23 protein-coding genes are annotated in these 23012 nt (G+C 63.9%); 15 read left to right on the top strand and 8 right to left on the bottom strand.

The window, feature by feature from the left end; genetic code table 11:
* Positions 1-130: 130 nt before the first annotated feature.
* Positions 131-616: a phasin family protein gene (locus O3301_RS12400; RefSeq protein WP_305056505.1), complete on the bottom strand. Its 486-nt coding sequence runs from the start codon at positions 614-616 to the stop codon at positions 131-133.
* Positions 617-744: 128 nt separating this feature from the next.
* The gene (locus O3301_RS12395) at positions 745-1653 is read right to left on the bottom strand and encodes a LysR family transcriptional regulator (protein ID WP_099665877.1); all 909 of its coding nucleotides are present in this window, start codon (positions 1651-1653) and stop codon (positions 745-747) included.
* A 118-nt stretch (positions 1654-1771) separates the two neighbouring features.
* On the opposite strand from O3301_RS12395, the gene metE reads away from it, so the two are divergent.
* The 4 genes from metE (at position 1772) to minE (ending at position 6296) form a co-directional block, all read left to right on the top strand.
* Complete coding sequence (metE, locus tag O3301_RS12390) at positions 1772-4084, top strand: 5-methyltetrahydropteroyltriglutamate--homocysteine S-methyltransferase (RefSeq protein WP_305056504.1); 2313 nt, start codon at positions 1772-1774, stop codon at positions 4082-4084.
* 356 nt (positions 4085-4440) lie between these two features.
* Positions 4441-5190, top strand: coding sequence for a septum site-determining protein MinC (gene minC, locus O3301_RS12385; protein ID WP_035828495.1), 750 nt, complete (start codon positions 4441-4443; stop codon positions 5188-5190).
* A 37-nt stretch (positions 5191-5227) separates the two neighbouring features.
* Positions 5228-6043, top strand: coding sequence for a septum site-determining protein MinD (gene minD / locus O3301_RS12380; protein ID WP_034783730.1), 816 nt, complete (start codon positions 5228-5230; stop codon positions 6041-6043).
* 1 nt (position 6044) lies between these two features.
* The gene (gene minE / locus O3301_RS12375; protein ID WP_034752886.1) at positions 6045-6296 is read left to right on the top strand and encodes a cell division topological specificity factor MinE; all 252 of its coding nucleotides are present in this window, start codon (positions 6045-6047) and stop codon (positions 6294-6296) included.
* A 3-nt stretch (positions 6297-6299) separates the two neighbouring features.
* Here the strand turns inward: minE and O3301_RS12370 are convergent, their stop codons facing one another.
* Positions 6300-6803 (bottom strand): YcjF family protein, encoded by a 504-nt coding sequence (locus O3301_RS12370; protein ID WP_251349519.1) that lies wholly within the window; start codon positions 6801-6803, stop codon positions 6300-6302.
* 169 nt (positions 6804-6972) lie between these two features.
* Between O3301_RS12370 and O3301_RS12365 the strand changes: the two genes are divergently transcribed.
* The 7 genes from O3301_RS12365 (at position 6973) to O3301_RS12335 (ending at position 14563) form a co-directional block, all read left to right on the top strand.
* On the top strand, positions 6973-7662 hold the full coding sequence (locus O3301_RS12365) for a response regulator transcription factor (protein ID WP_099665880.1): 690 nt from the start codon (positions 6973-6975) through the stop codon (positions 7660-7662).
* Positions 7663-7743: 81 nt separating this feature from the next.
* Positions 7744-9018 carry a glutamyl-tRNA reductase gene (gene hemA / locus O3301_RS12360; RefSeq protein WP_077398499.1) on the top strand — a complete coding sequence of 425 codons (1275 nt, stop codon included), beginning with the start codon at positions 7744-7746 and terminating at the stop codon, positions 9016-9018.
* Positions 9019-9102: 84 nt separating this feature from the next.
* Positions 9103-10179 carry a peptide chain release factor 1 gene (gene prfA / locus O3301_RS12355; protein WP_077398497.1) on the top strand — a complete coding sequence of 359 codons (1077 nt, stop codon included), beginning with the start codon at positions 9103-9105 and terminating at the stop codon, positions 10177-10179.
* A gap of 185 nt (positions 10180-10364) precedes the next feature.
* Positions 10365-10835 (top strand): disulfide bond formation protein B, encoded by a 471-nt coding sequence (locus O3301_RS12350; protein ID WP_077408913.1) that lies wholly within the window; start codon positions 10365-10367, stop codon positions 10833-10835.
* A gap of 11 nt (positions 10836-10846) precedes the next feature.
* Positions 10847-11677, top strand: coding sequence for a peptide chain release factor N(5)-glutamine methyltransferase (prmC, locus tag O3301_RS12345; protein ID WP_305056503.1), 831 nt, complete (start codon positions 10847-10849; stop codon positions 11675-11677).
* Positions 11678-11892: 215 nt separating this feature from the next.
* Complete coding sequence (gene gshA / locus O3301_RS12340) at positions 11893-13494, top strand: glutamate--cysteine ligase (protein WP_289918635.1); 1602 nt, start codon at positions 11893-11895, stop codon at positions 13492-13494.
* Between the two features lie 25 nt (positions 13495-13519).
* Positions 13520-14563 (top strand): histone deacetylase family protein, encoded by a 1044-nt coding sequence (locus tag O3301_RS12335; protein ID WP_099665884.1) that lies wholly within the window; start codon positions 13520-13522, stop codon positions 14561-14563.
* A 6-nt stretch (positions 14564-14569) separates the two neighbouring features.
* On the opposite strand, the gene O3301_RS12330 is transcribed toward O3301_RS12335, so the two are convergent.
* Complete coding sequence (locus O3301_RS12330; protein ID WP_305056502.1) at positions 14570-15352, bottom strand: LytTR family DNA-binding domain-containing protein; 783 nt, start codon at positions 15350-15352, stop codon at positions 14570-14572.
* The gene (locus O3301_RS12325) at positions 15339-16604 is read right to left on the bottom strand and encodes a histidine kinase (RefSeq protein WP_099665886.1); all 1266 of its coding nucleotides are present in this window, start codon (positions 16602-16604) and stop codon (positions 15339-15341) included. The genes O3301_RS12330 and O3301_RS12325 overlap by 14 nt, the downstream gene beginning before the upstream one ends.
* A 286-nt stretch (positions 16605-16890) precedes the next feature.
* Here O3301_RS12325 and O3301_RS12320 point away from each other — a divergent pair, with 286 nt between their 5' ends.
* Positions 16891-17316 (top strand): organic hydroperoxide resistance protein, encoded by a 426-nt coding sequence (locus O3301_RS12320; RefSeq protein WP_100428703.1) that lies wholly within the window; start codon positions 16891-16893, stop codon positions 17314-17316.
* Positions 17317-17375: 59 nt separating this feature from the next.
* On the opposite strand, the gene O3301_RS12315 is transcribed toward O3301_RS12320, so the two are convergent.
* Positions 17376-18212 (bottom strand): type 1 glutamine amidotransferase domain-containing protein, encoded by an 837-nt coding sequence (locus O3301_RS12315; protein ID WP_305056501.1) that lies wholly within the window; start codon positions 18210-18212, stop codon positions 17376-17378.
* Positions 18213-18315: 103 nt separating this feature from the next.
* On the opposite strand from O3301_RS12315, the gene O3301_RS12310 reads away from it, so the two are divergent.
* Genes O3301_RS12310 through O3301_RS12300 form a run of 3 tightly spaced genes read left to right on the top strand, consistent with a single transcriptional unit; the run spans position 18316 to position 20409 of the window.
* Positions 18316-19224 carry a LysR family transcriptional regulator gene (locus tag O3301_RS12310; RefSeq protein ID WP_289918639.1) on the top strand — a complete coding sequence of 303 codons (909 nt, stop codon included), beginning with the start codon at positions 18316-18318 and terminating at the stop codon, positions 19222-19224.
* A 40-nt stretch (positions 19225-19264) separates the two neighbouring features.
* On the top strand, positions 19265-19741 hold the full coding sequence (locus tag O3301_RS12305; protein ID WP_305056500.1) for a GNAT family N-acetyltransferase: 477 nt from the start codon (positions 19265-19267) through the stop codon (positions 19739-19741).
* Positions 19738-20409 (top strand): diphthine--ammonia ligase, encoded by a 672-nt coding sequence (locus tag O3301_RS12300; protein ID WP_305056499.1) that lies wholly within the window; start codon positions 19738-19740, stop codon positions 20407-20409. Before O3301_RS12305 ends, O3301_RS12300 begins: the two co-directional genes overlap by 4 nt.
* Before the next feature lie 66 nt (positions 20410-20475).
* Here the strand turns inward: O3301_RS12300 and O3301_RS12295 are convergent, their stop codons facing one another.
* The gene (locus O3301_RS12295; RefSeq protein WP_289912522.1) at positions 20476-20952 is read right to left on the bottom strand and encodes an FKBP-type peptidyl-prolyl cis-trans isomerase; all 477 of its coding nucleotides are present in this window, start codon (positions 20950-20952) and stop codon (positions 20476-20478) included.
* A gap of 145 nt (positions 20953-21097) precedes the next feature.
* Positions 21098-22975: a potassium transporter Kup gene (locus O3301_RS12290; protein ID WP_077398475.1), complete on the bottom strand. Its 1878-nt coding sequence runs from the start codon at positions 22973-22975 to the stop codon at positions 21098-21100.
* Positions 22976-23012 lie beyond the last annotated feature (37 nt).

The following is a 23012-nucleotide window of genomic DNA, read 5'->3' as shown; positions in this document are numbered from 1 at the left end:
TGTGTTTCATTCTAGCGCGGCATGCGCCGCAGTTCCAGCGCCGCACCGCAGGCGGCGGCGATGACAGCCTGCCTGCGGTGGCGGCGGGCGGCCTGGCGCGGCGGATAGCCGCTGCCGGGCCGCAACGCGCTTACGCCTGGCGAGCAGGACGCGTGTTTTTATTTTTATCATACCCTTCATCGGCGCCGCCGAAAGTGGTTTTTAGAAAATTATTGAAGGGAATAATCAGGGGTACGGGCGTTTGCTTTACCACCTGCAACAGCTCGCCAAATTTTTGACGCGATGCAGCAAACTCACCCTTTGTCACAGTGTCGAATTTCTCCTGGGTTTCTTGAGCAACATCCTTTGCCTGGCGGCTATATGCACCGATGCGTTCGATGGCCAGTTGCGACTGCGCGCGCGACAGTTCCAGCAGCGCTTGCGGGTCCTTCGCGGACAGCAGCTGATTGCCCGCCACAGTAGCGGCCGCCAGCGCCGTGCGGGCCGCATCGAGCTGCAATTCCAGCACGCTGGCGCCGCTGTCGACAGCGGCCTGCGCATACGCTTGTGCGCTGATCAATTGTGCTTCCACCACGGCCTTGCCGGCCCGTGCCCATTGTTCGGAAAATGAAAACATCGTGTTCCTCCCCAAAGAGTAGGCAGCGCATGTTGCGCCGCACAGTGCTCAACTGTAAGCGGTGGTTCATTGCTGAACCTTGATATTTATCAAACTTTGCTGTTGGTTTGTTTCCAACCCAACGCTGGTCAGGACAACAACTTGATACCGTCCAGCGAGGCCGCGCACTGCTCGCGTATCACGCTGACGAAATCGCGCACGTACGCCTTGTCCTGCAGATGCTCGGGCACGGACACGTACAAATCGCTCCACAAGCCGTGTTCGCCCACCGGGCGCGCCACGACGTAATCGTAATCGACGTAATTCTTGATGGCCCAGTTCGGCAAGGCGGCAATGCCCCGCCGGCTCGCCACCAGTTGCAGCACGGCTACCGTCAATTCGGCCGTGCGGCGTTCAAACGCGATGCCGGCCGGCCGCAGCACTTCGCGGATCAGGTCGATGCGCTCTTCCGGCACGGGATAGGTAATTAATGTTTCGCCCGTAAAGTCGGCCGCCGCCAGCCGGCGCTGCGCCTGCAACCGGTGCTTTTGCGCCATCACCACCAGCATTTCAAAGCGGAACAGGGGAAACACGGTGAAATCGGGGCCGTACGGCGAGCCGATCACAAGGTCCGCCTCGCCCGAACGCAGCAAGTCCGCCGGTTCGCTGTGAAAGCCGGAAACCAGGTCGATCTCCACTTCCGGCCAGCGCTGGCGGAAGGCATCCATCACCGGCATGAGCCAGTCGAAACAGGTATGGCATTCGAGCGCCACGCGCAGCTGTCCCTTGTCGCCCTGCGACAGGCGCGCCACGTCGCGCTCGGCCAGCTCGATCTCAGGCAACAGCTTGTCGGCCAGGGCCAAGAGCCGGCTGCCCGTGGCCGTAAACGCGATTGGCATCGACTTGCGCTCGAACAGGGGCGCCTTGTAGCGCTCTTCCAGCAAACGGATCTGGTGCGACAGGGCCGACTGGGTCAGGTTGAGCAGCTGCGCGGCACGCACCAGGCTGCCGGACGAACGCAGGGCACTCAAGGTGCGCAGGTGACGGATTTCTAGCATCGGAGAAATGGATTCTGTGCGTGAATTATTTTCATGTTATTCGGTAAAATGTTTCGTTTTGATTATAGACCAAGTTGCCGCACACTCTAGCGCATTCACATTAAATCTCGATGACATCATGACCATTCGTACCCACGTCCTTGGCTTTCCCCGTATCGGCGCCGCGCGCGAACTGAAACTGGCGCTGGAAAGCCACTGGCGTGGCGAGCTGTCCGAGGCGGACCTGGAAGCGACGGGCCGGCAACTGCGCGCGCGCCACTGGGCCCAGCAGCGCGACGCCGGCCTCGATTACGTCACCGTGGGCGACTTCGCCTTTTACGATCAGGTGGCCAGCCATATCCAGCTATTGGGCTGCGAACCGGCCCGCTTCCACTTTGCGCCAGAGCAATCGCCGCTGGCGCGCTATTTCACCATGGCGCGCGGCGCAGACACCCACGCCGCCCATGCCGGCTGCGGCCACGCGCACCATGCACACGCCGCAGGCACTGCCGCGCTGGAAATGACCAAGTGGTTCGACACCAATTACCATTACCTGGTGCCCGAACTGTCGCCGCAGACCCGCTTTTCGCTCGCTTGCGAGCGCCTGCTGGCGGAAGTGGCCGAGGCGCAGGCCCTGGGCCACCCGGTCAAGGCGGCCCTGATCGGCCCCCTCACCTTCCTGTGGCTGGGCAAGGAAAAGACGCCAGGCTTCGATCGCCTGGCCCTGCTGGAACAATTGCTGCCCGTCTACGGCGCCCTGCTCGACCGCCTGAAGCGGCAAGGCGTGACGTGGGTGCAGCTCGACGAGCCGATCCTGGGCCTGGACTTGCCCCATGCGTGGCGCAGCGCTTTTGAAAGCACCTACTGGCAGCTGAACCAGGTGGGCGTGAATATCCTGCTGGCCACGTACTTCTCGCCGCTGGAAGAAAACCTCAGCCTGACGTGCCGCCTGCCTGTCGCCGGCCTGCACGTGGACGGCATCCGCGCGCCGCATGAATTGATCAGCGTGACGGACTGGCTGCCCGCGCATAAAGTCTTGTCGATTGGCATCGTCGACGGGCGCAATATCTGGCGTACCGACCTCGACGCGGCCCTGGCCGTGCTGCGGCCGCTGGCAGCCAGGCGCGACGGCCACCTGTGGCTGGCGCCGTCGTGCTCGCTGCTGCACGTGCCGTTCAGCCTGGAAGCGGAAACGGAGCTCGACACCGACATCCGCAACTGGCTGGCGTTCGCCACGGAAAAACTGGCGGAGATCGCCATCCTCAAGGGCGCGCTCGCCGGCCACCCCGATGACGCCGCACTGGCACAGTCCCGTCTGGCTGTCGCCGGGCGGCGCGCCAGTCCCCGCGTGCACCGCCCGCAAGTGGTGCAGCGCCTGCAAGCGCTGTCTCCCACCGTCGACCGCCGCGATTCCAGCTTCCCGCAGCGCCAGGCCATGCAGCGCGCGCGCCTGCAACTGCCCGATTTCCCCACGACGACCATCGGCTCCTTCCCGCAGACGCCGGCCATCCGCGCCGCCCGCGCCAGCCACAAGCGGGGCGAACTGGCGAGCGCCGAGTATGAACGGCAGATGCGCGCCGAAATCGCCCGCGCCGTGGGGCGCCAGGAAGCGCTGGGCCTGGACGTGCTCGTGCATGGCGAAGCGGAACGCAACGACATGGTCGAATACTTCGGCGAACAATTGGACGGTTTTGTCTTCACGCGCCACGGCTGGGTGCAATCGTACGGCTCGCGCTGCGTCAAGCCGCCCGTCATCTACGGCGACGTGCAGCGCCCGGCCGCCATGACGGTGGCCTGGACGGTGCACGCGCAAAGCCTGACCAATAAACCGATGAAGGGCATGCTGACGGGTCCCGTGACGATCCTGCAATGGTCGTTCGTGCGCGACGACCAGCCGCGCGCCGCCACGGCGCTGCAGATCGCCCTAGCCATCCGCGACGAGGTAGCCGACCTGGAAACTGCCGGCATCGGCATCATCCAGATCGACGAGCCGGCCCTGCGCGAAGGCTTGCCGCTGCGCCGCGGCCAGTGGGACGCCTACCTGGACTGGGCCACTCGCGCCTTCCGCATCGCCGCCTGCGTCGTTGGCGACACGACACAGATCCACACCCACATGTGCTATGCGCAGTTCAACGACATCCTGCCGCAGATCGCCGCCATGGATGCCGACGTCATCACGATAGAGACGAGCCGCTCGGACATGGCGCTGCTGGCGGGCTTTGGCCAGTTCCAGTATCCGAACGAAATCGGCCCCGGCGTATACGACATCCACTCGCCGCGCATTCCCACGACCGTCGACATGGTGCGCCTGCTGCAAAAGGCCAGCGCCGTCATCCCGCCCGCCCATTTATGGGTCAACCCGGACTGCGGCCTGAAGACGCGGGGCTGGGCAGAAACGGAAGCGGCCTTGCGCAATATGGTGGCGGCGGCACGGCAGATGCGCGCGGCGTGATGAAAATATGACAAGGCCATGCAAGGCCTGACAAAACCGTAGCGAGCGGAAGACAGTTGTGGTTGAGAAGCGCAACTGTACGAAGGTACAGTGAGCATCGCAGACCGCAAATTACGACGCGCAGCAGGTTTTGATAGGCGGACTCAAGCCGCATTCTCGGCTGCTTTCGGGGCGGCGCACCGGTTTTCCGGGGCGCCGCCCGGTTTTTTTGACATGAAGTAGGTGTTGCCCTGCGGAATAGCACGCGCCAGGCCCCTGATGCTGATTTTTTTGCAGTAGAATGCAAGAAATTTACTGCTCCCATTGTTGCCGTACGGAACATCTGGCCTGCCGCAGTTTCACTTTGATAAATGTTTATGTCCAAAAGCCCGTCGCAGAAGCCTATCGAAATCAAGATTTCCACCGTCGTTGCCGTCTCCGCCATTCTGCATAGCGCCGATACGCAGGCACTCGATGCCGCCTTGCGCGACATGACGGGAGGCGTGGCGGACTTTTTCGAGGACGACCTGGCCGTGCTGGACGTGGCAGCCTTGCCGCCCGGCAGCGTGCCCATCGACTGGGCCGCCCTCGTGGCCCTGCTGAAAAAATACCGTTTGAATGCCGTGGCCGTGCGCAATGCGCCGGCCGACATGCATGACGCCATCCTGGCGCAAGGCTTGAGCCTCGACAGCGGCAAGACGCGCGACGATGCGCCGCCCAAGGATGGTCCCAAGGATACCCCCACTGCCGCCGCCCAGTCGGGCGCCGACGCACAGGTGATGGTGATCGACACGCCCGTGCGCGCCGGCCAGCGCATCTATGCGCGCGGCTGCGACCTGATCATCACCGCCGTCGTCAACAATGGCGCCGAAATCATCGCCGACGGCAGCATCCACGTGTATTCCTCGCTGTACGGCCGCGCGCTGGCTGGCGCCTCGGGCAATGCCCAGGCGCGCATCTTCGCGCTGGCAATGGAACCGGAACTGGTCTCGATCGCCGGCGTGTACCGCACGTTCGAGGATGGTTTCCCCGCAGAAATGGCGCGCGGACCCGCGCAAATTCGTTTGGCTGGAGACAGAATCGATATACACTCTGTCAATCCGGTCACTCCCGTGAACCGCTCTTAAGCTGCACAATTCAAGAGATATCTGAAAAGGATTATTTGTGGCAAGAATTATTGTTGTGACGTCCGGCAAGGGCGGTGTCGGCAAGACGACCTCTAGCGCCAGTTTTTCCACTGGCCTGGCCATGCGCGGCCACAAGACAGCCGTGCTCGACTTCGACGTGGGCCTGCGTAACCTCGACCTGATCATGGGTTGCGAGCGCCGCGTCGTCTACGACCTGATCAATGTGATCAACAAGGAAGCAACCCTGAACCAGGCCTTGATCAAGGACAAGCACTGCGACAACCTGTTCATCCTGCCAGCCTCGCAAACGCGCGACAAGGATGCCTTGTCGGAAGAAGGCGTGGAACGCGTGTTGAACGACCTGATCAACATGGGCTTCGAATTCATCATCTGCGATTCGCCGGCCGGCATCGAGCATGGCGCGCTGATGGCGCTGACGTTTGCCGATGAAGCCATCATCGTCACCAACCCGGAAGTGTCGTCGGTGCGCGATTCGGACCGCATCCTGGGCATCCTGCAAGCCAAGTCGCGCCGCGCGCAGACGGGCGGCGAGCCCGTCAAGGAACACTTGCTGATTACCCGTTACTCGCCGAAACGCGTGGAATCGGATGAAATGCTGTCCTACCAGGACGTGCAGGAAATCCTGCGCATCCCGCTGGTGGGCATCATTCCGGAATCGGAGCAAGTGCTGGCCGCCTCGAACCAGGGCAACCCGGCCATCCATTTCACGGGTACGGACGTGGCGCAAGCCTATGAAGACGTGGTGTCGCGTTTCCTCGGCGAAGATGTCGAGTTGCGCTTTACCAACTATGAAAAGCCTGGATTACTCCAGCGCATTTTTGGGGCGAAGTGATATGGCCTTGCTTTCTTTCCTGTTCCCCCCCAAGCCGAAGACGGCCACCGCGGCCAAGGAACGCCTGCAGATCATCATCGCCCGCGAACGCAGCGGACGCGATGGTCCGGACTTCCTGCCCGCCCTGCACAAGGAATTGATCGCCGTCATTTCCAAGTACACCAAGGTCAATGCCGACGACATCAAGATTTCGCTGGACCGCCAGGGCAACCTGGAAGTACTCGACGTCAACGTGGTGCTGCCAGACGCGTAAGGCCTAATCCGGCCTGACCGTAAGCAATTCCTGCGCCACCGCGGCGCAGGCGTTCACGTGCTGGTTGCCGATCTGGCGGAATACGGCGTAGCCGATGGCTGCCGCCACCGCCTGGCCGGCAAACGGCACGAAGCGCGCCACCTGCTTGGTGGCAATCTTGACGCCACTGCGCTTGAGCAGCTGGAGGATCAGTTCGCGCGACACCAACTTTCCCACCAGCATGCCGCCCATGCCCACCGCCGCGCGGTAGGCCATCATCTTGAACTGCGGGTTCAGGCGCTCGATCTGCTCGGGCGTGAGGCCGAATTCGTGGTTGATATCGTTGATCAGCATGGAAAACAGACCCACGTCGGACATCAGGTCGATGCCGGGAATGGGGATGGCCGAAGCGCCCGCCGACATCATGGCACGCCGCTGCACCAGGCGCCGGCAACGCTCGCGCACTTGCTCGATGTCGGCACGGCTGGCCGGTATCAGGGTCCAATCGGTGGTGCTCTTGTCTGCCATGGCCGTTTCTCCGCGAGTGATGGGTAGATGAACAAGTGTAACGTAAAGGCCTCAGCTGCCGATTTCACTGGACACAGTTGCAATCTCTGTTATATTTCACTTGAGCATTCCTTAACATTACGATAAGCAGAGCGGACCGTCTGTTTGTTGCTACACACTCCAGCCAATTATGCGAATTGCCGTACTCGATAGCGACCATAGCCAGGCAGAACTGATCTGCCAGGTGCTCACCGCCGCCGGCCACGCTTGCCACGAGTTTCAGAGTGCCAAGGACATGCTGGGGCAACTGCGCAAGGACAGTTGCGACATGCTCATCCTCGACTGGCATGTGAGCGATCTGGACGGCGCGGAAGTATTGCGCCGTGCCCGGGAAAAACTGGCGCCCAAGGCGCCCGTGTTGTTTATGACCAACAGTTCCGGCGAAGACGACGTTGTAGCGGGCATGACGGCCGGCGCCGACGACTACATGATCAAGCCCTTGCGGCGCAGCGAACTGACCTTGCGCACCCAGGCCCTGCTGCGCGTGGCGTACCCGGCCCAGAATGGCGCCGAAACCTTGCAATTCGGTCATTACACGTTTGAAACCCGCCCCGGCCGCCTGCTGCGCGATGGCGAAGTGCTCGACGTGACGCACAAGGAATTCGCCCTGGCGCTGCTGTTTTTCCGCAACCTGGGCCGTCCATTGTCGCGCGCCTACATCCACGAAGCCGTGTGGCAGCGCGACACGGCCCTGCCCTCGCGCACCATGGATACCCACGTCTCGCGCGTGCGCAACAAGCTGCAGCTGAAACCGGAACACGGCTACAGGCTGGTGCCCGTCTACAGTTACGGTTATCGCCTGGAAAAACTGGGCGGCTGAACGGCGGCAAACGGCTGACCTGCTCAAAGCACGGGCACAAAGCGTTATAATGTCGGCATAAGCCATCCCAACAGCCCTGAAATGCAACTGCTCGCCGTAGGCCTCAACCATACCACCGCCCCAGTGTCGCTCCGCGAACAGCTGGCGTTTGCGCCTGAGCACCTGGGCCAGGCGGTGATGGCGGCGCGCACCTGGTTCCAGCGCATCGACTTGCGCGACAACGACGAAGCGGCCATCCTGTCGACCTGCAACCGCACCGAGCTGTATGCGGCCAGCCACGTGCCCAATCCGCTCGACGCGGGCGCGCATTTCCTGGCCGATTATCACAAGCTCAACTACAGCGAGCTGCGCCCCCACTTATATATGTTGCCGCAGCACGATGCCGTGCGCCACACCTTCCGCGTCGCCTCCGGGCTCGATTCGATGGTGCTGGGCGAAACGCAGATCCTGGGGCAGATCAAGGACGCCATCCGCACGGCCGACGAGGCGGGCGGCCTGGGCACGTATCTGCACCAGTTGTTCCAGCGCAGCTTTTCCGTCGCCAAGGAAGTGCGCAGCAGCACGGAAATCGGCGCCCACAGCGTGTCGATGGCGGCCGCCGCCGTGCGCCTGTCGCAGCGCATCTTCGACAAGATTGCCGAGCAGAACGTGCTGTTCATCGGCGCCGGCGAAATGATCGAATTGTGCGCCACGCACTTCGCGGCGCAAAACCCGAAAAGCATCACCATTGCCAACCGCACCATGGAGCGGGGCGAGGAACTGGCGCACCGCTTCAACGGCAAGGCCATCCGCCTGGCCGACTTGCCGGAACAGTTGCACCAGTTCGACATCGTCATCTCGTGCACAGCGTCATCGTTGCCGCTGCTGGGCCTGGGCCTCGTCGAGCGCGCCATCAAGGCGCGCCGCCACAAACCCATGTTCATGGTCGACCTGGCCGTGCCGCGCGACATCGAAGCGGAAGTGGGCCGTTTGAACGACGTCTTCCTGTACACGGTCGACGACCTGGGCAAGGTCGTGCAGACGGGCCTGGAAAGCCGGCAGGCGGCCGTGGCGCAAGCCGAAGCCATCATCGAGACGCGCGTGCAATCGTTCATGAGCTGGGTCGACGACCGCGCCATGGTGCCCGTCATCCAGCATTTGCATGAAAACAGCGAATCCTTGCGCCTGATGGAAGTGGAACGGGCGCGCAAGATGCTGGCCAAGGGCGCCGACATCGACGCCGTCCTGGAAGCGCTGTCGAAAGGCTTGACGGCCAAGTTCCTGCACGGCCCGCAGCAAGCGCTGCACCACGCGCAAGGCGACGAGCGCAAGCAGCTGGTCACCCTGCTGCCGAAACTGTTCCGCCCCCGCCGTTAGCGCAGCCCCGCTGGCCGCCCGCGCGGCCGCCCCTGCCCGCCTGCCGGGCCCGTATCATCCCTACACCTTTTACCGCGAATCGCTATGAAACCATCCATGCTGGCCAAACTCGATCAACTGGCGAACCGCCTGGTCGAACTCGACGAACTGCTGATGCATCCGGACGCCACGTCGAACATGGACAGCTACCGCAAGATGACGCGCGAGCACGCCGAACTGGGCCCGCTGGTGGCCCTGTACCATTCCTACCAGGAAGCGGGCAACGATATTGCGACAGCGCAAGAGATGCTGGGCGATCCCGACATGAAGGAATTCGCCCAGGAAGAAATCGAGGCGGCCAAGACCACCATGGCGCGGCTGGAGCGCGAATTGCAAACCATGCTGCTGCCGAAGGATGTCAACGACGAGCGCAATATCTTCCTGGAAATTCGCGCCGGCACGGGCGGCGATGAATCGGCCCTGTTCGCCGGCGATTTATTGCGCATGTACACGCGCTTTGCCGAGCGCAACCGATGGCAGGTGGAACTCGTATCCTCCTCCGACTCCGACCTGGGCGGCTACCGCGAAGTGATCGTGCGTATCGTCGGCAATGGCGCGTATTCGAAACTGAAATTCGAGTCGGGCGGCCACCGCGTGCAGCGCGTGCCGGCCACGGAAACGCAGGGCCGCATCCACACGTCGGCCTGCACGGTGGCCGTGATGCCGGAAGCGGACGAAGTGGAAGACGTCAACATCAACCCGGCCGACCTGCGCATCGACACCTACCGCGCCTCGGGCGCGGGCGGACAGCACATCAATAAAACGGATTCCGCCGTGCGCATCACCCACTTGCCGACCGGCATCGTGGTGGAATGCCAGGATGACCGCAGCCAGCACAAGAACAAGGCGCAGGCCATGAAAGTGCTGGCCGCGCGCATCAAGGACGTGCAGCTGCGCGAACAGCAGTCGAAGGAAGCGGCCACCCGCAAGAGCCTGATCGGCTCGGGCGACCGCAGCGAGCGCATCCGCACGTATAATTTCCCGCAAGGCCGCCTGACGGACCACCGCATCAATTTGACCTTGTACAAGCTGGACTTCATCATGGATGGGGATTTGACGGACTTGACGAATGCCTTGGCGGCAGAGCACCAGGCGGAGCTGCTGGCGGCGCTGGGCGATTAAAAAGCGTCCATGGCGGCGTTGCATCGCCTGGCCGTACATTCGTACTGCCTGCGGCGCTGCGCCTTGCCCTGAACACTTTTTAACGCGCCCAGCCAAATCAAGGGTTTAAGTAGCGGCTAAGCAATAAAAATCCGGCCTTGTGCGAAAATGACCAGCTCGATTCCATCCACCTCACCGTGTCGCCCATGAAAAATTCACGCACCGTCCTCCTGTTGACCGCCGCCCTGTGTTTCCTGATGCTGGGCGTGGCCATGTATTTGCAGCATGCCATGAACATGGCGCCGTGCCCGCTGTGCGTGATCCAGCGCTACCTGTTCCTCGCCATCGGCATCGCCTGCCTGGCCGGCGCGGCGGCCAACCGGCCGAAGATCGGCGCGGGCGTCGGCGTGCTGGCGGCCTTGGGCGGCCTGGGCGTGGGCGCCAAGCATCTGTACGTGCTGGCCAACCCCGGCTTTTCGTGCGGCATCGACCCGGTGGAAACGGCGCTGAACAAGGTCTTCACGGCCGAACTCATGCCCTTCATGTTTGAATCGTATGGCGCCTGCGAAAACGCGGGCGAGCCATTCTTCGGCCTGTCGATCCCGCAATGGGCGTTCATCTGGTTCGCCATCTTCGCCCTCACCTTGCTGTGGACCTTGCTGCGCCGTCAGAAATAATTGAAAGCACTATGCCAGAAACACTGATCCCCGCCGGCAGCACTGTCGGCGCCCTGCAAATCCGTCCCCTGCTCGATCCGCTCGACAACCGCATCCTGCTGGGCCACGCGCTGGGCCTGTCGCGCGTGAGCCTGATCACGCAATCGGAGCGAGTCCTCACTTCCGACGAGGCGGCCCGTTTGTCAGCCTTGCTGGCGCGCCGCCTGCAGGGCGAGCCGATCGCCTACATCGTCGGCCAGCGCGAGTTTTTCGGCCTGCCGTTCGAAGTGAACGACGCCGTGCTGATCCCCCGCCCCGACACGGAAGTGCTGGTGGAACTGGCGCTCGAACGCCTGCCGCCCGGCGGACGGGTGCTCGACATGGGCACGGGCAGCGGCGCCATCGCCGTCGCGCTCGCGCATACGCGGCCCGACGCCGTCGTCACGGCCCTGGACGTGAGCAGCACGGCGCTGGCCGTGGCGCGCCGCAACGCCAGCGCCAACGGCGTCAACATCACCTTCATGGCCAGCGACTGGTTCGAAGCGCTGGGCACGGAAAAGTTCGACCTGATCGTCTCGAATCCCCCCTACATCGCCAGCGGCGACCGCCACCTGGCCGAAGGCGATCTGCGCTTCGAGCCGGCCGGCGCGCTGACCGACCACGCGGATGGCCTGTCGGCCCTGCGCACCATCGTCTCCGGCGCCGCGCGCCACCTGGCGTCAGGCGCCTGGCTGCTGATGGAACACGGCTACGACCAGGCGGCATCCGTGCGCGGCTTGCTGGCCGACGCCAGCTACAACAAAGTGCAAAGCTGGCGCGACCTGGCCGGCATCGAACGGGTCAGCGGCGCCCGCCACGGCTGACCGCCATTCGCTGCACAAAGCTTGATCCGGCAGCGCGCCAGATCCCCCGCAGTTTGTTAAAATATCAAGCGAATTCCTGACCGAAGCGCCGTCCCTGTTCCCCGGGGCGGACGCTGGCGACGCGGCGTTTTTTGGGCCGGCGCCGACGCATTTGCCAAAATTCGGTTAATCTCAGCACAAATTATTTATATGCTGCACAAGAAAGGAAGCTCAAATTGCCCAACCTGTTGACTCGCCGCCTGGCATTGCTGACCGAAGATGCCAACCGCGCGCTGCTGGGCGGCTTGCGCGGCATCGAGCGTGAAACCCTGCGCGTCGACCATGCCGGCCATCTGGCTTCCACGCCCCACCCCGCCGCCCTGGGCTCGGCGCTGACGCACCCTGAAATCACCACCGATTACGCCGAAGCGCTGCTCGAATTCATCACGCCGGCGGAACAGGACATCGCCACGACATTAAGCAAACTGGACACCGTGCACCGCCACGCCTACAGCCGCCTCGGCGACGAGTTGCTGTGGAGCCAGTCGATGCCATGCCAGCTGCCGCCCGAAGCGGACATCGAAATCGCCAACTACGGCAGCTCGAACATGGGCATGCTCAAGCACGTCTACCGGCGCGGCCTGGCCTTGCGCTATGGCAAAGCCATGCAATGCATCGCCGGCATCCACTACAACTACTCGCTCGACGAGCAGCTGTGGCAAGCGCTGGCCGGCAATCCGGACACCAGCGCCAGCCCGACCCACGCGGCGGCCACGCCAAAAGACGTGCAGTCGGAAAGCTACCTGGCGACGATCCGCAATTTCCGCCGCTACAGCTGGCTCCTGATGTACCTGTTCGGCGCTTCGCCTGCCCTATCCAGCGGTTTCCTGCGCGGCCGCGCGCACAAGCTCGACACCCTGTCCGACGACACCCTGTTCCTGCCGTATGCCACCAGCCTGCGCATGAGCGACCTCGGCTACCAGAACGATGCCCAGTCCGGCCTGCGCCCACACGAAAACAGCCTGGACGACTACGTCAACGCCCTCACGCATGCCGTCAACGACCCGTATCCGCCGTATGCGGCGCTGGGCACAAAGAAGGATGGCGAGTGGATTCAATTGTCCACCAACGTGTTGCAGATCGAAAATGAATACTATTCGACCATCCGTCCGAAACGCGTGATCCGCACGGGCGAGCGCCCGATCCAGGCCCTGTGCCTGCGCGGCGTGCAATACATCGAAGTGCGCTGCATGGATGTCGACCCGTTCGAACCGGTCGGCATCAGCCTGGAAACGGGCCGCTTCCTGGACGCCTTCCTGCTGTTCTGCGCGCTCGACGACAGCGGTCCCATCTCGGCCGAGCAAAGCGCGTGCTACACGAACAATTTCGCCCGCACCGTCAAGGAAGGCCGCAAGCCTGGATTGACCCTGCGCCGCGACGGCGAAGAGATCACCCTGCAGGCCTGGGGCGAAGAGTTGCTGGCGCGCATCGCGCCCGTGGCGGCCTTGCTCGACGCGCGCCTTGGCGGCACGCAGCACGCGGACAGCCTGGCCGCGCAAGCCCGCAAACTGGCGAACCCGGATGCGACGCCATCGGCGAAGGTATTGGCCGAACTGCGCGCCAACGGCGGCTCGTTTGCCGCCTTCGGCCTGCGCCAGAGCGAACGCCACGCCGCCTATTTCCGCGCGCAGCCGGCAACGCAGGAACAAAGCGCGTATTTCGACGAGATGGCCGCCAGCTCGCTGGCCGAGCAGCGCGCCATGGAAGCGGCGCCAGCCGGCAGCTTCGACGATTTCGTCGCCGCTTACCGCGCCAGCACCCTGTGCTCGCACACCTGAGTCTGACCTTGCGCAAAGCGCCCCCATGCTGACCTTCTACAATGAATTGCACAGCCAGCACCGGGGCCGCTTCGAAATGTTTCGCGGCACCCTGGTGCCCTGCTTCGAGACGCCCGAGCGGGCCGACATGGTGGTGGCCGAACTGGGAAGGCGCAACCTGGGCCGCATCGTCACGCCGCACGGCGTGCCGCTGACGTCGCTGGAGCGCATCCACACGCCCCGCTACCTGCATTTTTTGCGCCACGCCTGGCACGACTGGCTGGCGCTCGATCCCGACAACGCGGGCAAGGACGCCTTGCCATCCGTGTGGCCCGTGCGCACCTTGCGCAGCGATATCGAACCGGATGACTTCACGGCCAAGCTGGGACTGTACTCGATGGACAATGGCACGCCGCTGACGGCCGGCACGTGGACGGCGGCCAAGACGGGCGCCGACTGCGCCGTCAATGCGGCCCATGCGCTGCGCCTGGGCGAGCGGGCCACGTTCGCCCTGACGCGCCCGCCGGGCCACCATGCGGGCAGCGATTTCTTCGGCGGCTACTGTTTTCTGAACAACGCGGCGCTGGCCGCGCAGCATCTGCTCGACGACGGCGCCCGCAAGGTCGCCATCCTCGATATCGATTACCACCACGGCAACGGCACGCAAAGCATCTTTTACCAGCGCGACGACGTGCTGTTCGCCTCCCTGCACGCCGACCCGCGCAGCGAATATCCGTTTTATCTGGGCCACGCCGATGAAACGGGCAGCGGCGCGGGGCTCGGCTACAACGTCAACTTGCCGCTGCCCCCCGGCACGTCCACGGCCAGCTGGTTCGCCGCGCTGGAAACGGCTTGCCTGCGCATCAATATGTATGCGCCCGACGCGCTGGTGGTCTCGCTCGGCGTGGACACCTTTGCCGGCGACCCGCTGTCGCACTTCGCCCTGCAAAGCGGCGACTACCTGCGCGTGGGCGAGCGCCTCGCGCATCTGAACCTGCCCACCGCCTTCATCCTCGAAGGGGGCTATGCCGTGAAGGAAATCGGCATCAATGTCGTCAACGTGCTCGAAGGCTTTGAAACGGCCGATTAAGCCAGCCTACATATTCCGGAACAGCGCCATGAACGGCTGGCTCACGGCTAGGGTTTCCGGCCGCGTTTTCAGGCGCAAGGCGCCACGCCCCACCTCGTCGCGCGTGACGGAGGCCACCATCTTCATGTTGACGATGGTGGAGCGGTGGATCTGCTTGAAGATGGCCGGGTCGAGCACGTCGAGCAATTCGCGGATCGGCTTGCGCAGCAGCGCCTCGCCTTCCGCCGTCATGACGGCCGTGTACTTGGTGTCCGACTGAAAATAGGCGATGTCTTCCACCATGATCAGCCGCGTATCCTTGCCGCTGCTGGCCGTCAGCCACACCAGCGGCGGCGACTTGGCCGCCGCCGGCAAGGCGCTGCTCAATTGCTGCAGCAAGCCGGCCAGCGCGCCGTCGCCCGCCAGGCTCTTGCCGGCCCGTGCCTGCAGGCGCTGCACGGTCGCCTGCAGGCGCTCGCGGGCTATCGGTTTCAATAAATAATCGACGGCGCCCTTATCGAAGGCGTCGATCGCGTACTGGTCATAGGCGGTGACGAACACCACCTGCGTGGCGGGACTCGCTTCCAGCGCGCCGGCCGCCACTTCCAGCCCCGTCAAGCCCGGCATGCGGATGTCGAGGAAGGCGATGTCCGGGCGCAGGGTGGCGATGGCCTCGAGCGCCGCGCCGCCGTCGTCGCAGGCGGCGACGATGCGCAAATTGGGCCACTCTTCGGCCAGCAGGGCCACCAGCGCGTCGCGCAGCAGGGCTTCGTCTTCGGCGATGACGCAAGTCATCTCAGGCTGATGCATAGGAAACTCCTTGCGCCGTGCTGTCGGGCACCGTGATGGTGGCCGTCACGCCATCGGGGAAATTGGCGACAATGGCAAACGCGGCGGCATTGCCGTAGGTCAGGCGCAGGCGCTCGCGCACATTGCGTAAACCGATGCCCGTGCCGGCGCCGTCGTCGCTGAGCCCCTTGCCATCGTCGGCCACCGTGACGATCACCGTGCCGTTGCCGCTGCGCGCCATGATCCAGATGGTGCCGCCGCCGCTTTTCGGCTCCAGGCCATGCTTGATGGCGTTTTCCACCAGGGTTTGCAGCATCATCGGCGGCAGTTCCGCCTGGCGCAGGTATTGCGGCACCTCGATCTGCAGGTTCAGGCGTGCGCCCATGCGGATTTTCAGGATATCGAGGTAGGCGCGCGCCCGTTCCAGCTCCGTGCCCAGGGTCGACATGGCTTGCTCCGTGCGCGGCAGCGAGTGGCGCAGGTACAGGATCAGGTTGCCGAGCATCTCGTCGGCGCGCACGGGGTCGCTGCGCGTGAGCAGCTGCGCGCTGGCCAGGGTGTTGTACAGGAAGTGCGGCTCGACCTGCGCATGCAGCAGGCTCAGCTTGGCCACCGTAAGTTCCTTTTCCGTCACCGTCTGGCGCGCCTCGGCCTGCTCGCCGCGGCGGCGCTGCGCCACCCGGCGCGTCATCGCCCGCGTCACCGCTTCCGCGTTTTCCAGATTGCTGCCATGGTCGACGAGGAACCAGTCGGTCCAGGCGTTGCGCGCCGGTTCGCAGATCAGGGTGACGCTGCCCGCTTCGCCATTCGGCGTGACGGTGGCGAGAATCTGGTTCGGCCGCGGCTCCAGGAAGCCCAGCAAGCGCATGCGGGGCAAGCCCGTGTGCGTGTAGGGCGCGGCGCGGCGCACGCGGGCCTGCACCTGCAGGCTGTCGCGCGCGCTTTCGACCACTTCGCTGCCCGGCAGTTCGCGGATGGCCGCGTCGATCATGTCGAACGCCTCGCCCGCCTCGAACGGAATCTCGATCTGGCGCCGCTGGCGGCTCGACAGGGTGCCGGCATTGACGGCGCCGGCGATCAGGCGCACGCGCCGCACGTGCGAAAACGCATTCGTGACGACGGCGCTGGCCAGCAGCGCGCCGACGATGACAAAAAAGCCTTCCGTCTGCCCGAAGACATGGCGCAGGAAATTCTCGACCAGAATCGCCGTGGCGATGATGTAGGCGACCATCGTGGCCACGGTGATGCGCAGGATAAAGAAGAGGCTGGTCATGATTTTTCCTTGGGGAGTGAAGTGGGGCCAAGCATAACTATCGGCGCCAGCGGCGGTGGCCATTATGCGATGGAAGGGCAATACTGGCGACAAAGGCAAGAAAATAAAGCTTCAATCCGCGCCACGCGCAAATAAAATCGCTTGCAATTAAATAGCGCACGATATATATTGTGTACATGGACGCCGCACACCGCTTCTTCAGACGGGCATCCTGGGGCATCAGCCCACGAAACAAGTAGCACACTATTTAGTAGTCAACTATTTAATCAACTCAAGGAAAACCATCATGTCGATCAAACAAGTCCTGTACCGCGCCCAAGCTACCGCCACCGGAGGCCGCGAAGGCCGTGCCGTGTCGTCCGACAATGTGCTGGACGTCAAGCTGACCACGCCAAAAGAACTGGGCGGCAATGGCGCCGTCGGCACCAATCCGGAGCAACTGTTCGCCGCCGGCTACTCGGCCTGCTTCATCGGCGCCATGAAATTCGTCGGCGGCCGCGACAAGATCGCCCTGCCGGCGGACCTGTCGATCGAAGGCAACGTCGGCATCGGCGCCATCGAGACGGGCTTCGGCATCGAAGTGGAACTGAAGATCTCGCTGCCAGGCATGGACCGCGCCGCCGCCGAAGCGCTGGTCGCCGCCGCCCACATCGTGTGCCCGTACTCGAACGCCACGCGCGGCAACATCGACGTCACCCTGACGATCGTGTAATCCCCACCGCCTTGGGGCGCATCCCCGGCCGCGCCCCCAGGCGCCGCCGGGGATTTTTTTCAGCGCAGCGCCTGCAGCAGCTGGTCCGCCAGGGCCGGCGCCGAGGCGGGATTCTGCCCCGTGATCAGTTCGCGGTCGACCACCACGTTGCTGCTCCACGGCGCCTGGTTCTGCACATACTGCGCGCCGGCCGCCTGCAAGCCCGACTGCGGATAGAACTTCATCGTGCCGCCGCCGAGCGCGCCCTGCGCCGCCGCCTCTTCCTGGTTGCTGATCACCGTCATGCGGTAGCCGCCGTAGATCCAGCCGGCCGGCGCGGGCGGCGTCTGGCCCGCTTCCAGCGCGGCCGTAAATTGGGCCGCCTGCGGCAGGGCCGACAGCAGGGCGATGGGGCCGTGGCACAGCAGCGCCGTCGGCTTGCCGTCCGCGTGGAACTGGCGCAGCAAGGCGCCCAGGCTGGCATCCTTCAACAAGTCCTGCATGGGCGCGTGGCCGCCCGGCACCAGCACGGCCGCATAGTGGCCATAGCCGATCTGCGCCACCCGTTTCAGGCTGATCACGGGCGAGCGGCCCGGCACCGTCAGCGCCAGCTGGTCCAGCAGCGCCTTGTGCGCCGCGTGCGCGGCCGCGTCGCCGCCAAAGTAGGCGGCCGTATCCGAGCTGGCGTCCAGCGTGGGCGCCTGGCCCTGCGGCGTGGCAAACGTCACCGTGTGGCCCGCGTCGAGCAGCTTTTTGACGGGCTGCATCAGTTCATTCAGATAAAAGCCCGTCGCGAAGACCTTGCCATCGCGCAGTTCGAGGTGGTTCGCGTCGGACAGCACGACGAGAACGTCGGCCGCCTGGCTGGTGGAAAAGGCGGCGAACAGCACACTGCTTAAGAGTAATTTTTTCATCATGAGGATTCCAGTAGAGAAGCCGCCAGCATATTCCGAATCAAAATGGAGAAAAATGATGAATAATGCAGCTGACTAATGCTGAATACGACTGAATGGGAACGCAATGGATAAATTGCAGGCGATGCAGCTGTTCCGCCGCGTGGCCGAGCTGGGCAGCTTTCGCCGCGCGGCCGATGAACTGGACCTGTCGGCCTCGTATGTGAGCCGGCGCATCGGCCAGCTGGAGCAGGAACTGGGCGGGCGCCTGATGACGCGCACCACGCGCCAGCTGGCCCTGACGGAAACGGGCGCCGCCTACCTCGAGCACTGCCGCAAGCTGCTCGACGAACTGGCGCAGGCCGAGGACATGGTGGCCCACTCGACGGCCCACGTGACGGGCCGCCTGCGCATCAACGCGCCATTATCGCTGGGCGTGGGCGAGCTGGCCGAGGGCCTGGCCGATTTCATGGCCGAGTGGCCGGCCTTGCGCCTGGACGTCGACCTGAAGGATGAATACGTGGACCTGGCGGCCGCCAACTACGACCTGGGCTTTCGCGTCACCACGGCGCTCACCGATTCGAGCTATGTGGCGCGCCACATCCACGACTACCGCCTGCACATCTGCTGCGCGCCCGCCTACCTGGAACGCCACGGTCCCCTGCTGGACCCCACGGACCTGACGCGCCAGCGCTGCTTCATCTACAGCCACGCCCTGTTCGGCAGCCGCTGGCCGCTGCGCCATGCGGGGCCGCACAGCGACATCGAAGTGCCGAACTGGGTGCGCACGAATAACACCCTGTTCATGCGCAGCCTGATCCTGCGGGGCCTGGGCATCGGCATCCTGCCCACCTTTGTCTGCCGCGAAGAACTGGCCAGCGGCGCGCTGGTCGAGCTGTTTCCCGACGTGGAGCGTCCCAGCCTGGCGCTGTTTGCCATCTACCCGTCGCGCCAGCTGGTGGCGCCCCGCGTGACGCGCTGCATCGAGCACCTGAAGCAGTGGTATGCGCAGCGCTATCCCGCGCCGGCGGCGTGAAGCCGGTAAAATCATGGCCACTCTCAATCAAGGATGACCCATGATCAGCTGGCAATGGAACATGTTCGACGAACTCGGCCCCCACGATTTGTACCAGGTGCTGGCCTTGCGCCAGCGCGTGTTCGTCATCGAACAGCAGTGCATTTACCCGGACCTCGATGGCCATGACCAGCAAGCCATGCATTTGCTAGGCTGGCAAACGGTCGACGGCCAGCGCCGGCTGGCCGCCTATCTGCGCGTGCTGGCGCCGGGCGCCAAGTATGTGGAAATGTCGCTGGGCCGCGTGTTGACGGCGCCCGAGGCGCGCAGCACGGGCGCGGGCAAGCAGCTATTGCTTGAGGGCATCGCGCGCGCCGAACGCCAGCACCCGGGCCACGCCATCCGCATCGGCGCGCAGCAGTACCTGGAGCGCTTCTACCAGTCCTTCGGCTTTGTCACCGTCAGCGCACCCTACGATGAAGACGGTATCCAGCACGTCGACATGCTGCGCGCCGTGCAGCCGGGCGCGGCGGCATGACGACGGCCCTGATTTCCTGGAGCGGCGGCAAGGATTCCTGCCTGGCCCTGTGGCGCGCGCGCAACGCCGGCACGAGCGTGCCGCTGCTGATCACGGCCATGGATGAAGACGGCCGCAAGTCGCGCTCGCACGGCGTGCCGCCGGAGCTGCTCGAGGCGCAGGCAGCCAGCCTGGGCGCGCGCCTGCAGCGCTATCACGCCAGCTGGGCCAGCTACGAGGAGCAATTCATCGCCATGCTGCGCGCGGCGAAAGACGCAGGCATAGAACACGCCATCTTCGGCGACATCGACTTGCAGCCGCACCGCGACTGGGAAGAAAAAGTCTGCGCCGCGGCCGGCCTGACGGCCCATTTACCCCTGTGGGGCGGGGATCGCCGCGCGCTGGTCGATGAATTTCTCGCCGCCGGCTTCAAGGCCATCGTCGTCTGCATCAATGGCCAGCACCTGCCGCGCGAATTTTGCGGACGCGAGTTCGACGCCGCCTTCCTGGCCGACCTGCCGCCCGGCGTCGACGCCTGCGGCGAAAACGGCGAATTCCACACCTTCGTCTACGACGGCCCCGCCTTCAGCACGCCGGTGGCGCTGCGCCGCACGCAAGTGCTGCAATATGACGCGCCGGCCAATCTGGGCGGCGCCACGTATTACTTCCAGGAACTGGCGCCAGTTTGAATTGGCCGCAAAAGCAAAAAGGGCGACTCCATGGAGTCGCCCTTTGTCCGTGCACCTTGCGCGTGCTTACTTTTTTTCCACTTTTTGCAGCGTGATATCGAACACCAGGCCGGCGTAAGGCGGGATCACCACCGCACCCGACTTGTCGCGGGTGCCGCTCACGCCATAGCCCAGGTCATACGGAATGACCAGGCGGCGCGTGCCGCCTTCCTGCATGCCGACCAGGCCGCGGTCCCAGCCCAGAATCACTCTGCCGATGCCGAGGATAAACGTAAAAGGCTGGAGAGGGAGCGACGTTTCGAATTGCACGCCTTTGCCGTCCGGCTTGCTCGCGTCATACAGCCAGCCCGTATAGGCCACCGTCAAGGTATCGCCCGCCGCAGCGGCCGTGCCGGTGCCTTTCACCAGGTCGGGAAAGAGGAGTTCCTTCACTTGCGTATTCGGGTCAAGCACGACCGGCTTCTGGGTGTTGGCAGCAGCGCCGCAAGCGGTCAGGGCCACGGCGCAAGCGAGGGTGGCGATCATTTGAAATACCGATTTCATGGTTTCCCTTTAAATATTGGTGTGTGGCTAAGCCCGTACGGTGCGGACCGGTACGGGCTGGAGTTTAACAGGACTCGCGTAGCCCATTTGTAAGCAGACGTAAGCAAGGCAATAAATGTGCCTAAATGCAACGTTGACACAATATCTATATTTCTACCTGCGTGCCCAGTTCGATCACCCGGTTGCTCGGAATCTGATAGTAGTCGGCCGCCGTGCGCGCATTACGCGACATGGTGACGAACAGGTGCTCGCGCCACGGCATCATGCCGGCACCCGGCGTCGAGATGATGGTCTGGCGCGCGATGAAGAACGACGTTTCCATCATCTCGAAGTCCAGTCCCTGCTGGGCGCACTGCGCCAGCGCGGCCGGAATGTCCGGTTCATCCTTGAAGCCGTAATGCACGTTGACCTGGTAGCATTGGTGGCCCAGGTCCACCACGCGCACGCGCTCCGATGGCGCCACCCACGGCTCTTCATGCATGAAGACGGTCAGGAAGATCACCCGTTCATGCAACACCTTGTTGTGCAGCAAGTTATGCAGCAGCGCATGCGGCACGCCATCCGTTTCGCCGCGCAGGAAGATGGCCGTGCCGGGCACGCGCAGCGGCGGCGCGATGAACAGCGACGAGAGGAAATCGTCGAGCGGAATCGCATGCTTTTCCAGGTTCTGGAACACCAGCTGGCGGCCCCGCTTCCAGGTCAGCATGACGATGAACAAAATCGAGCCCAGCAGCAGCGGGAACCAGCCGCCGTGGAACAGTTTCAGGGCCGTGGCCGACACCAGGTTGACGTCGATGATCAGGAAAAAGCCCGTGGCGGCCCAGCACAGGGCCAGGTTCATCTTCCAGCGGTAGCGGATAACGAAGAAGGTCAGGATCGTCGTCGACAGCATGGTGGCCGTCACGGCGATGCCGTAGGCGGCAGCCAGGTTTTCCGAGGAACCGAAGCCGATGACGGCCAGCAGCACGACGGCCAGTTGCAGCCAGTTCACGGCGGGGATGTAGATCTGCCCGATTTCGCTTTCCGACGTGTGGCGCACGCGCATGCGCGGCAGGAAGCCCAGCGCGATCGCTTGCTTGGTCATCGAGAAGGTGCCGGAAATGGTCGCCTGCGAGGCGATCACGGTGGCCATGGTCGACAGGATCACCAGCGGATACACGCTCCACGCGCCCAGTTGCTGGTAAAACGGATTCGAGACGGCTTCCGGATGGGCCAGCAGCAAGCCGCCCTGGCCCAGGTAGTTCAGCGCCAGCGCGGGAAAGGCGATCAGGAACCAGGCCAGGCGGATCGGCTTCTTGCCGAAGTGGCCCATGTCGGCGTACAGCGCCTCGGCGCCCGTCAGCGCCAGCACCACGGCGCCCAGGGCAACAAAGGCGACGAAGCCGTTATTCATCAGGAAAGTGGCCGCGTGCAGGGGATTGAGCGCGGCCAGGATGGCCGGCGACTTGATGATGTTGACCACACCCATGCCGGCAAGCGCGGCAAACCACAGCACCATGACGGGAGCAAAATAGCGGCCGATACCGGCCGTGCCGTGCGACTGCACCGAATACAGGCCCACCAGCACGGCGATCGTCAGCGGCACCACGTACGGACTGAAGGCGGGCGTGGCCACTTCCAGGCCTTCGATCGCCGACAGCACGGAAATGGCCGGCGTGATCACGCTGTCGCCATAGAACAGGGTGGCGCCGAAGACGCCGATCACCATCAGCGGGAAATGCCAGCGCGACAGGCGGCTGACGGACGACAGCACCAGCGCCATCAGGGCCATGATGCCGCCCTCGCCGCGGTTGTCGGCGCGCAACACCAGGGTCACGTACTTGAGCGAAACGATCAGGGTCAGGCCCCAGAAAATCAGCGAGACGATGCCCAGCAGGTTCTCGTGCGAGAGCAGCAGGCCGTGGGCCGGGTCGAAGACGGTCTTCAGGGTGTACAGCGGACTGGTGCCGATATCGCCGTAAACGATGCCGACAGCCGCCAGCGTCAAGCCGGCAAGGCCGCTTTTTTTATGTTCCGACGTCAAGGTTGCACCCGTTTTTGTTTTGTTGCATCGCACAATA

It is taken from the genome of Janthinobacterium sp. SUN211 (genome assembly GCF_030587315.1).
GTDB lineage: Bacteria > Pseudomonadota > Gammaproteobacteria > Burkholderiales > Burkholderiaceae_D > Janthinobacterium > Janthinobacterium kumbetense.
Note: the sequence above shows the minus strand (reverse complement) of the source record. Positions and strands in the feature narration are given on the sequence as shown.

Excerpts from the sequence above, each read along its gene's own strand:
- O3301_RS12400 (WP_305056505.1), bottom strand. The coding sequence starts at position 616 with ATGTTTTCATTTTCCGAACAATGGGCACGGGCCGGCAAGGCCGTGGTG.
- O3301_RS12395 (WP_099665877.1), bottom strand. The coding sequence starts at position 1,653 with ATGCTAGAAATCCGTCACCTGCGCACCTTGAGTGCCCTGCGTTCGTCC.
- metE (WP_305056504.1), top strand. The coding sequence starts at position 1,772 with ATGACCATTCGTACCCACGTCCTTGGCTTTCCCCGTATCGGCGCCGCG.
- minC (WP_035828495.1), top strand. The coding sequence starts at position 4,441 with ATGTCCAAAAGCCCGTCGCAGAAGCCTATCGAAATCAAGATTTCCACC.
- minE (WP_034752886.1), top strand. The coding sequence starts at position 6,045 with ATGGCCTTGCTTTCTTTCCTGTTCCCCCCCAAGCCGAAGACGGCCACC.
- O3301_RS12370 (WP_251349519.1), bottom strand. The coding sequence starts at position 6,803 with ATGGCAGACAAGAGCACCACCGATTGGACCCTGATACCGGCCAGCCGT.
- O3301_RS12365 (WP_099665880.1), top strand. The coding sequence starts at position 6,973 with ATGCGAATTGCCGTACTCGATAGCGACCATAGCCAGGCAGAACTGATC.
- hemA (WP_077398499.1), top strand. The coding sequence starts at position 7,744 with ATGCAACTGCTCGCCGTAGGCCTCAACCATACCACCGCCCCAGTGTCG.
- prfA (WP_077398497.1), top strand. The coding sequence starts at position 9,103 with ATGAAACCATCCATGCTGGCCAAACTCGATCAACTGGCGAACCGCCTG.
- O3301_RS12350 (WP_077408913.1), top strand. The coding sequence starts at position 10,365 with ATGAAAAATTCACGCACCGTCCTCCTGTTGACCGCCGCCCTGTGTTTC.
- prmC (WP_305056503.1), top strand. The coding sequence starts at position 10,847 with ATGCCAGAAACACTGATCCCCGCCGGCAGCACTGTCGGCGCCCTGCAA.
- O3301_RS12335 (WP_099665884.1), top strand. The coding sequence starts at position 13,520 with ATGCTGACCTTCTACAATGAATTGCACAGCCAGCACCGGGGCCGCTTC.
- O3301_RS12330 (WP_305056502.1), bottom strand. The coding sequence starts at position 15,352 with ATGCATCAGCCTGAGATGACTTGCGTCATCGCCGAAGACGAAGCCCTG.
- O3301_RS12325 (WP_099665886.1), bottom strand. The coding sequence starts at position 16,604 with ATGACCAGCCTCTTCTTTATCCTGCGCATCACCGTGGCCACGATGGTC.
- O3301_RS12320 (WP_100428703.1), top strand. The coding sequence starts at position 16,891 with ATGTCGATCAAACAAGTCCTGTACCGCGCCCAAGCTACCGCCACCGGA.
- O3301_RS12315 (WP_305056501.1), bottom strand. The coding sequence starts at position 18,212 with ATGATGAAAAAATTACTCTTAAGCAGTGTGCTGTTCGCCGCCTTTTCC.
- O3301_RS12310 (WP_289918639.1), top strand. The coding sequence starts at position 18,316 with ATGGATAAATTGCAGGCGATGCAGCTGTTCCGCCGCGTGGCCGAGCTG.
- O3301_RS12305 (WP_305056500.1), top strand. The coding sequence starts at position 19,265 with ATGATCAGCTGGCAATGGAACATGTTCGACGAACTCGGCCCCCACGAT.
- O3301_RS12300 (WP_305056499.1), top strand. The coding sequence starts at position 19,738 with ATGACGACGGCCCTGATTTCCTGGAGCGGCGGCAAGGATTCCTGCCTG.
- O3301_RS12295 (WP_289912522.1), bottom strand. The coding sequence starts at position 20,952 with ATGAAATCGGTATTTCAAATGATCGCCACCCTCGCTTGCGCCGTGGCC.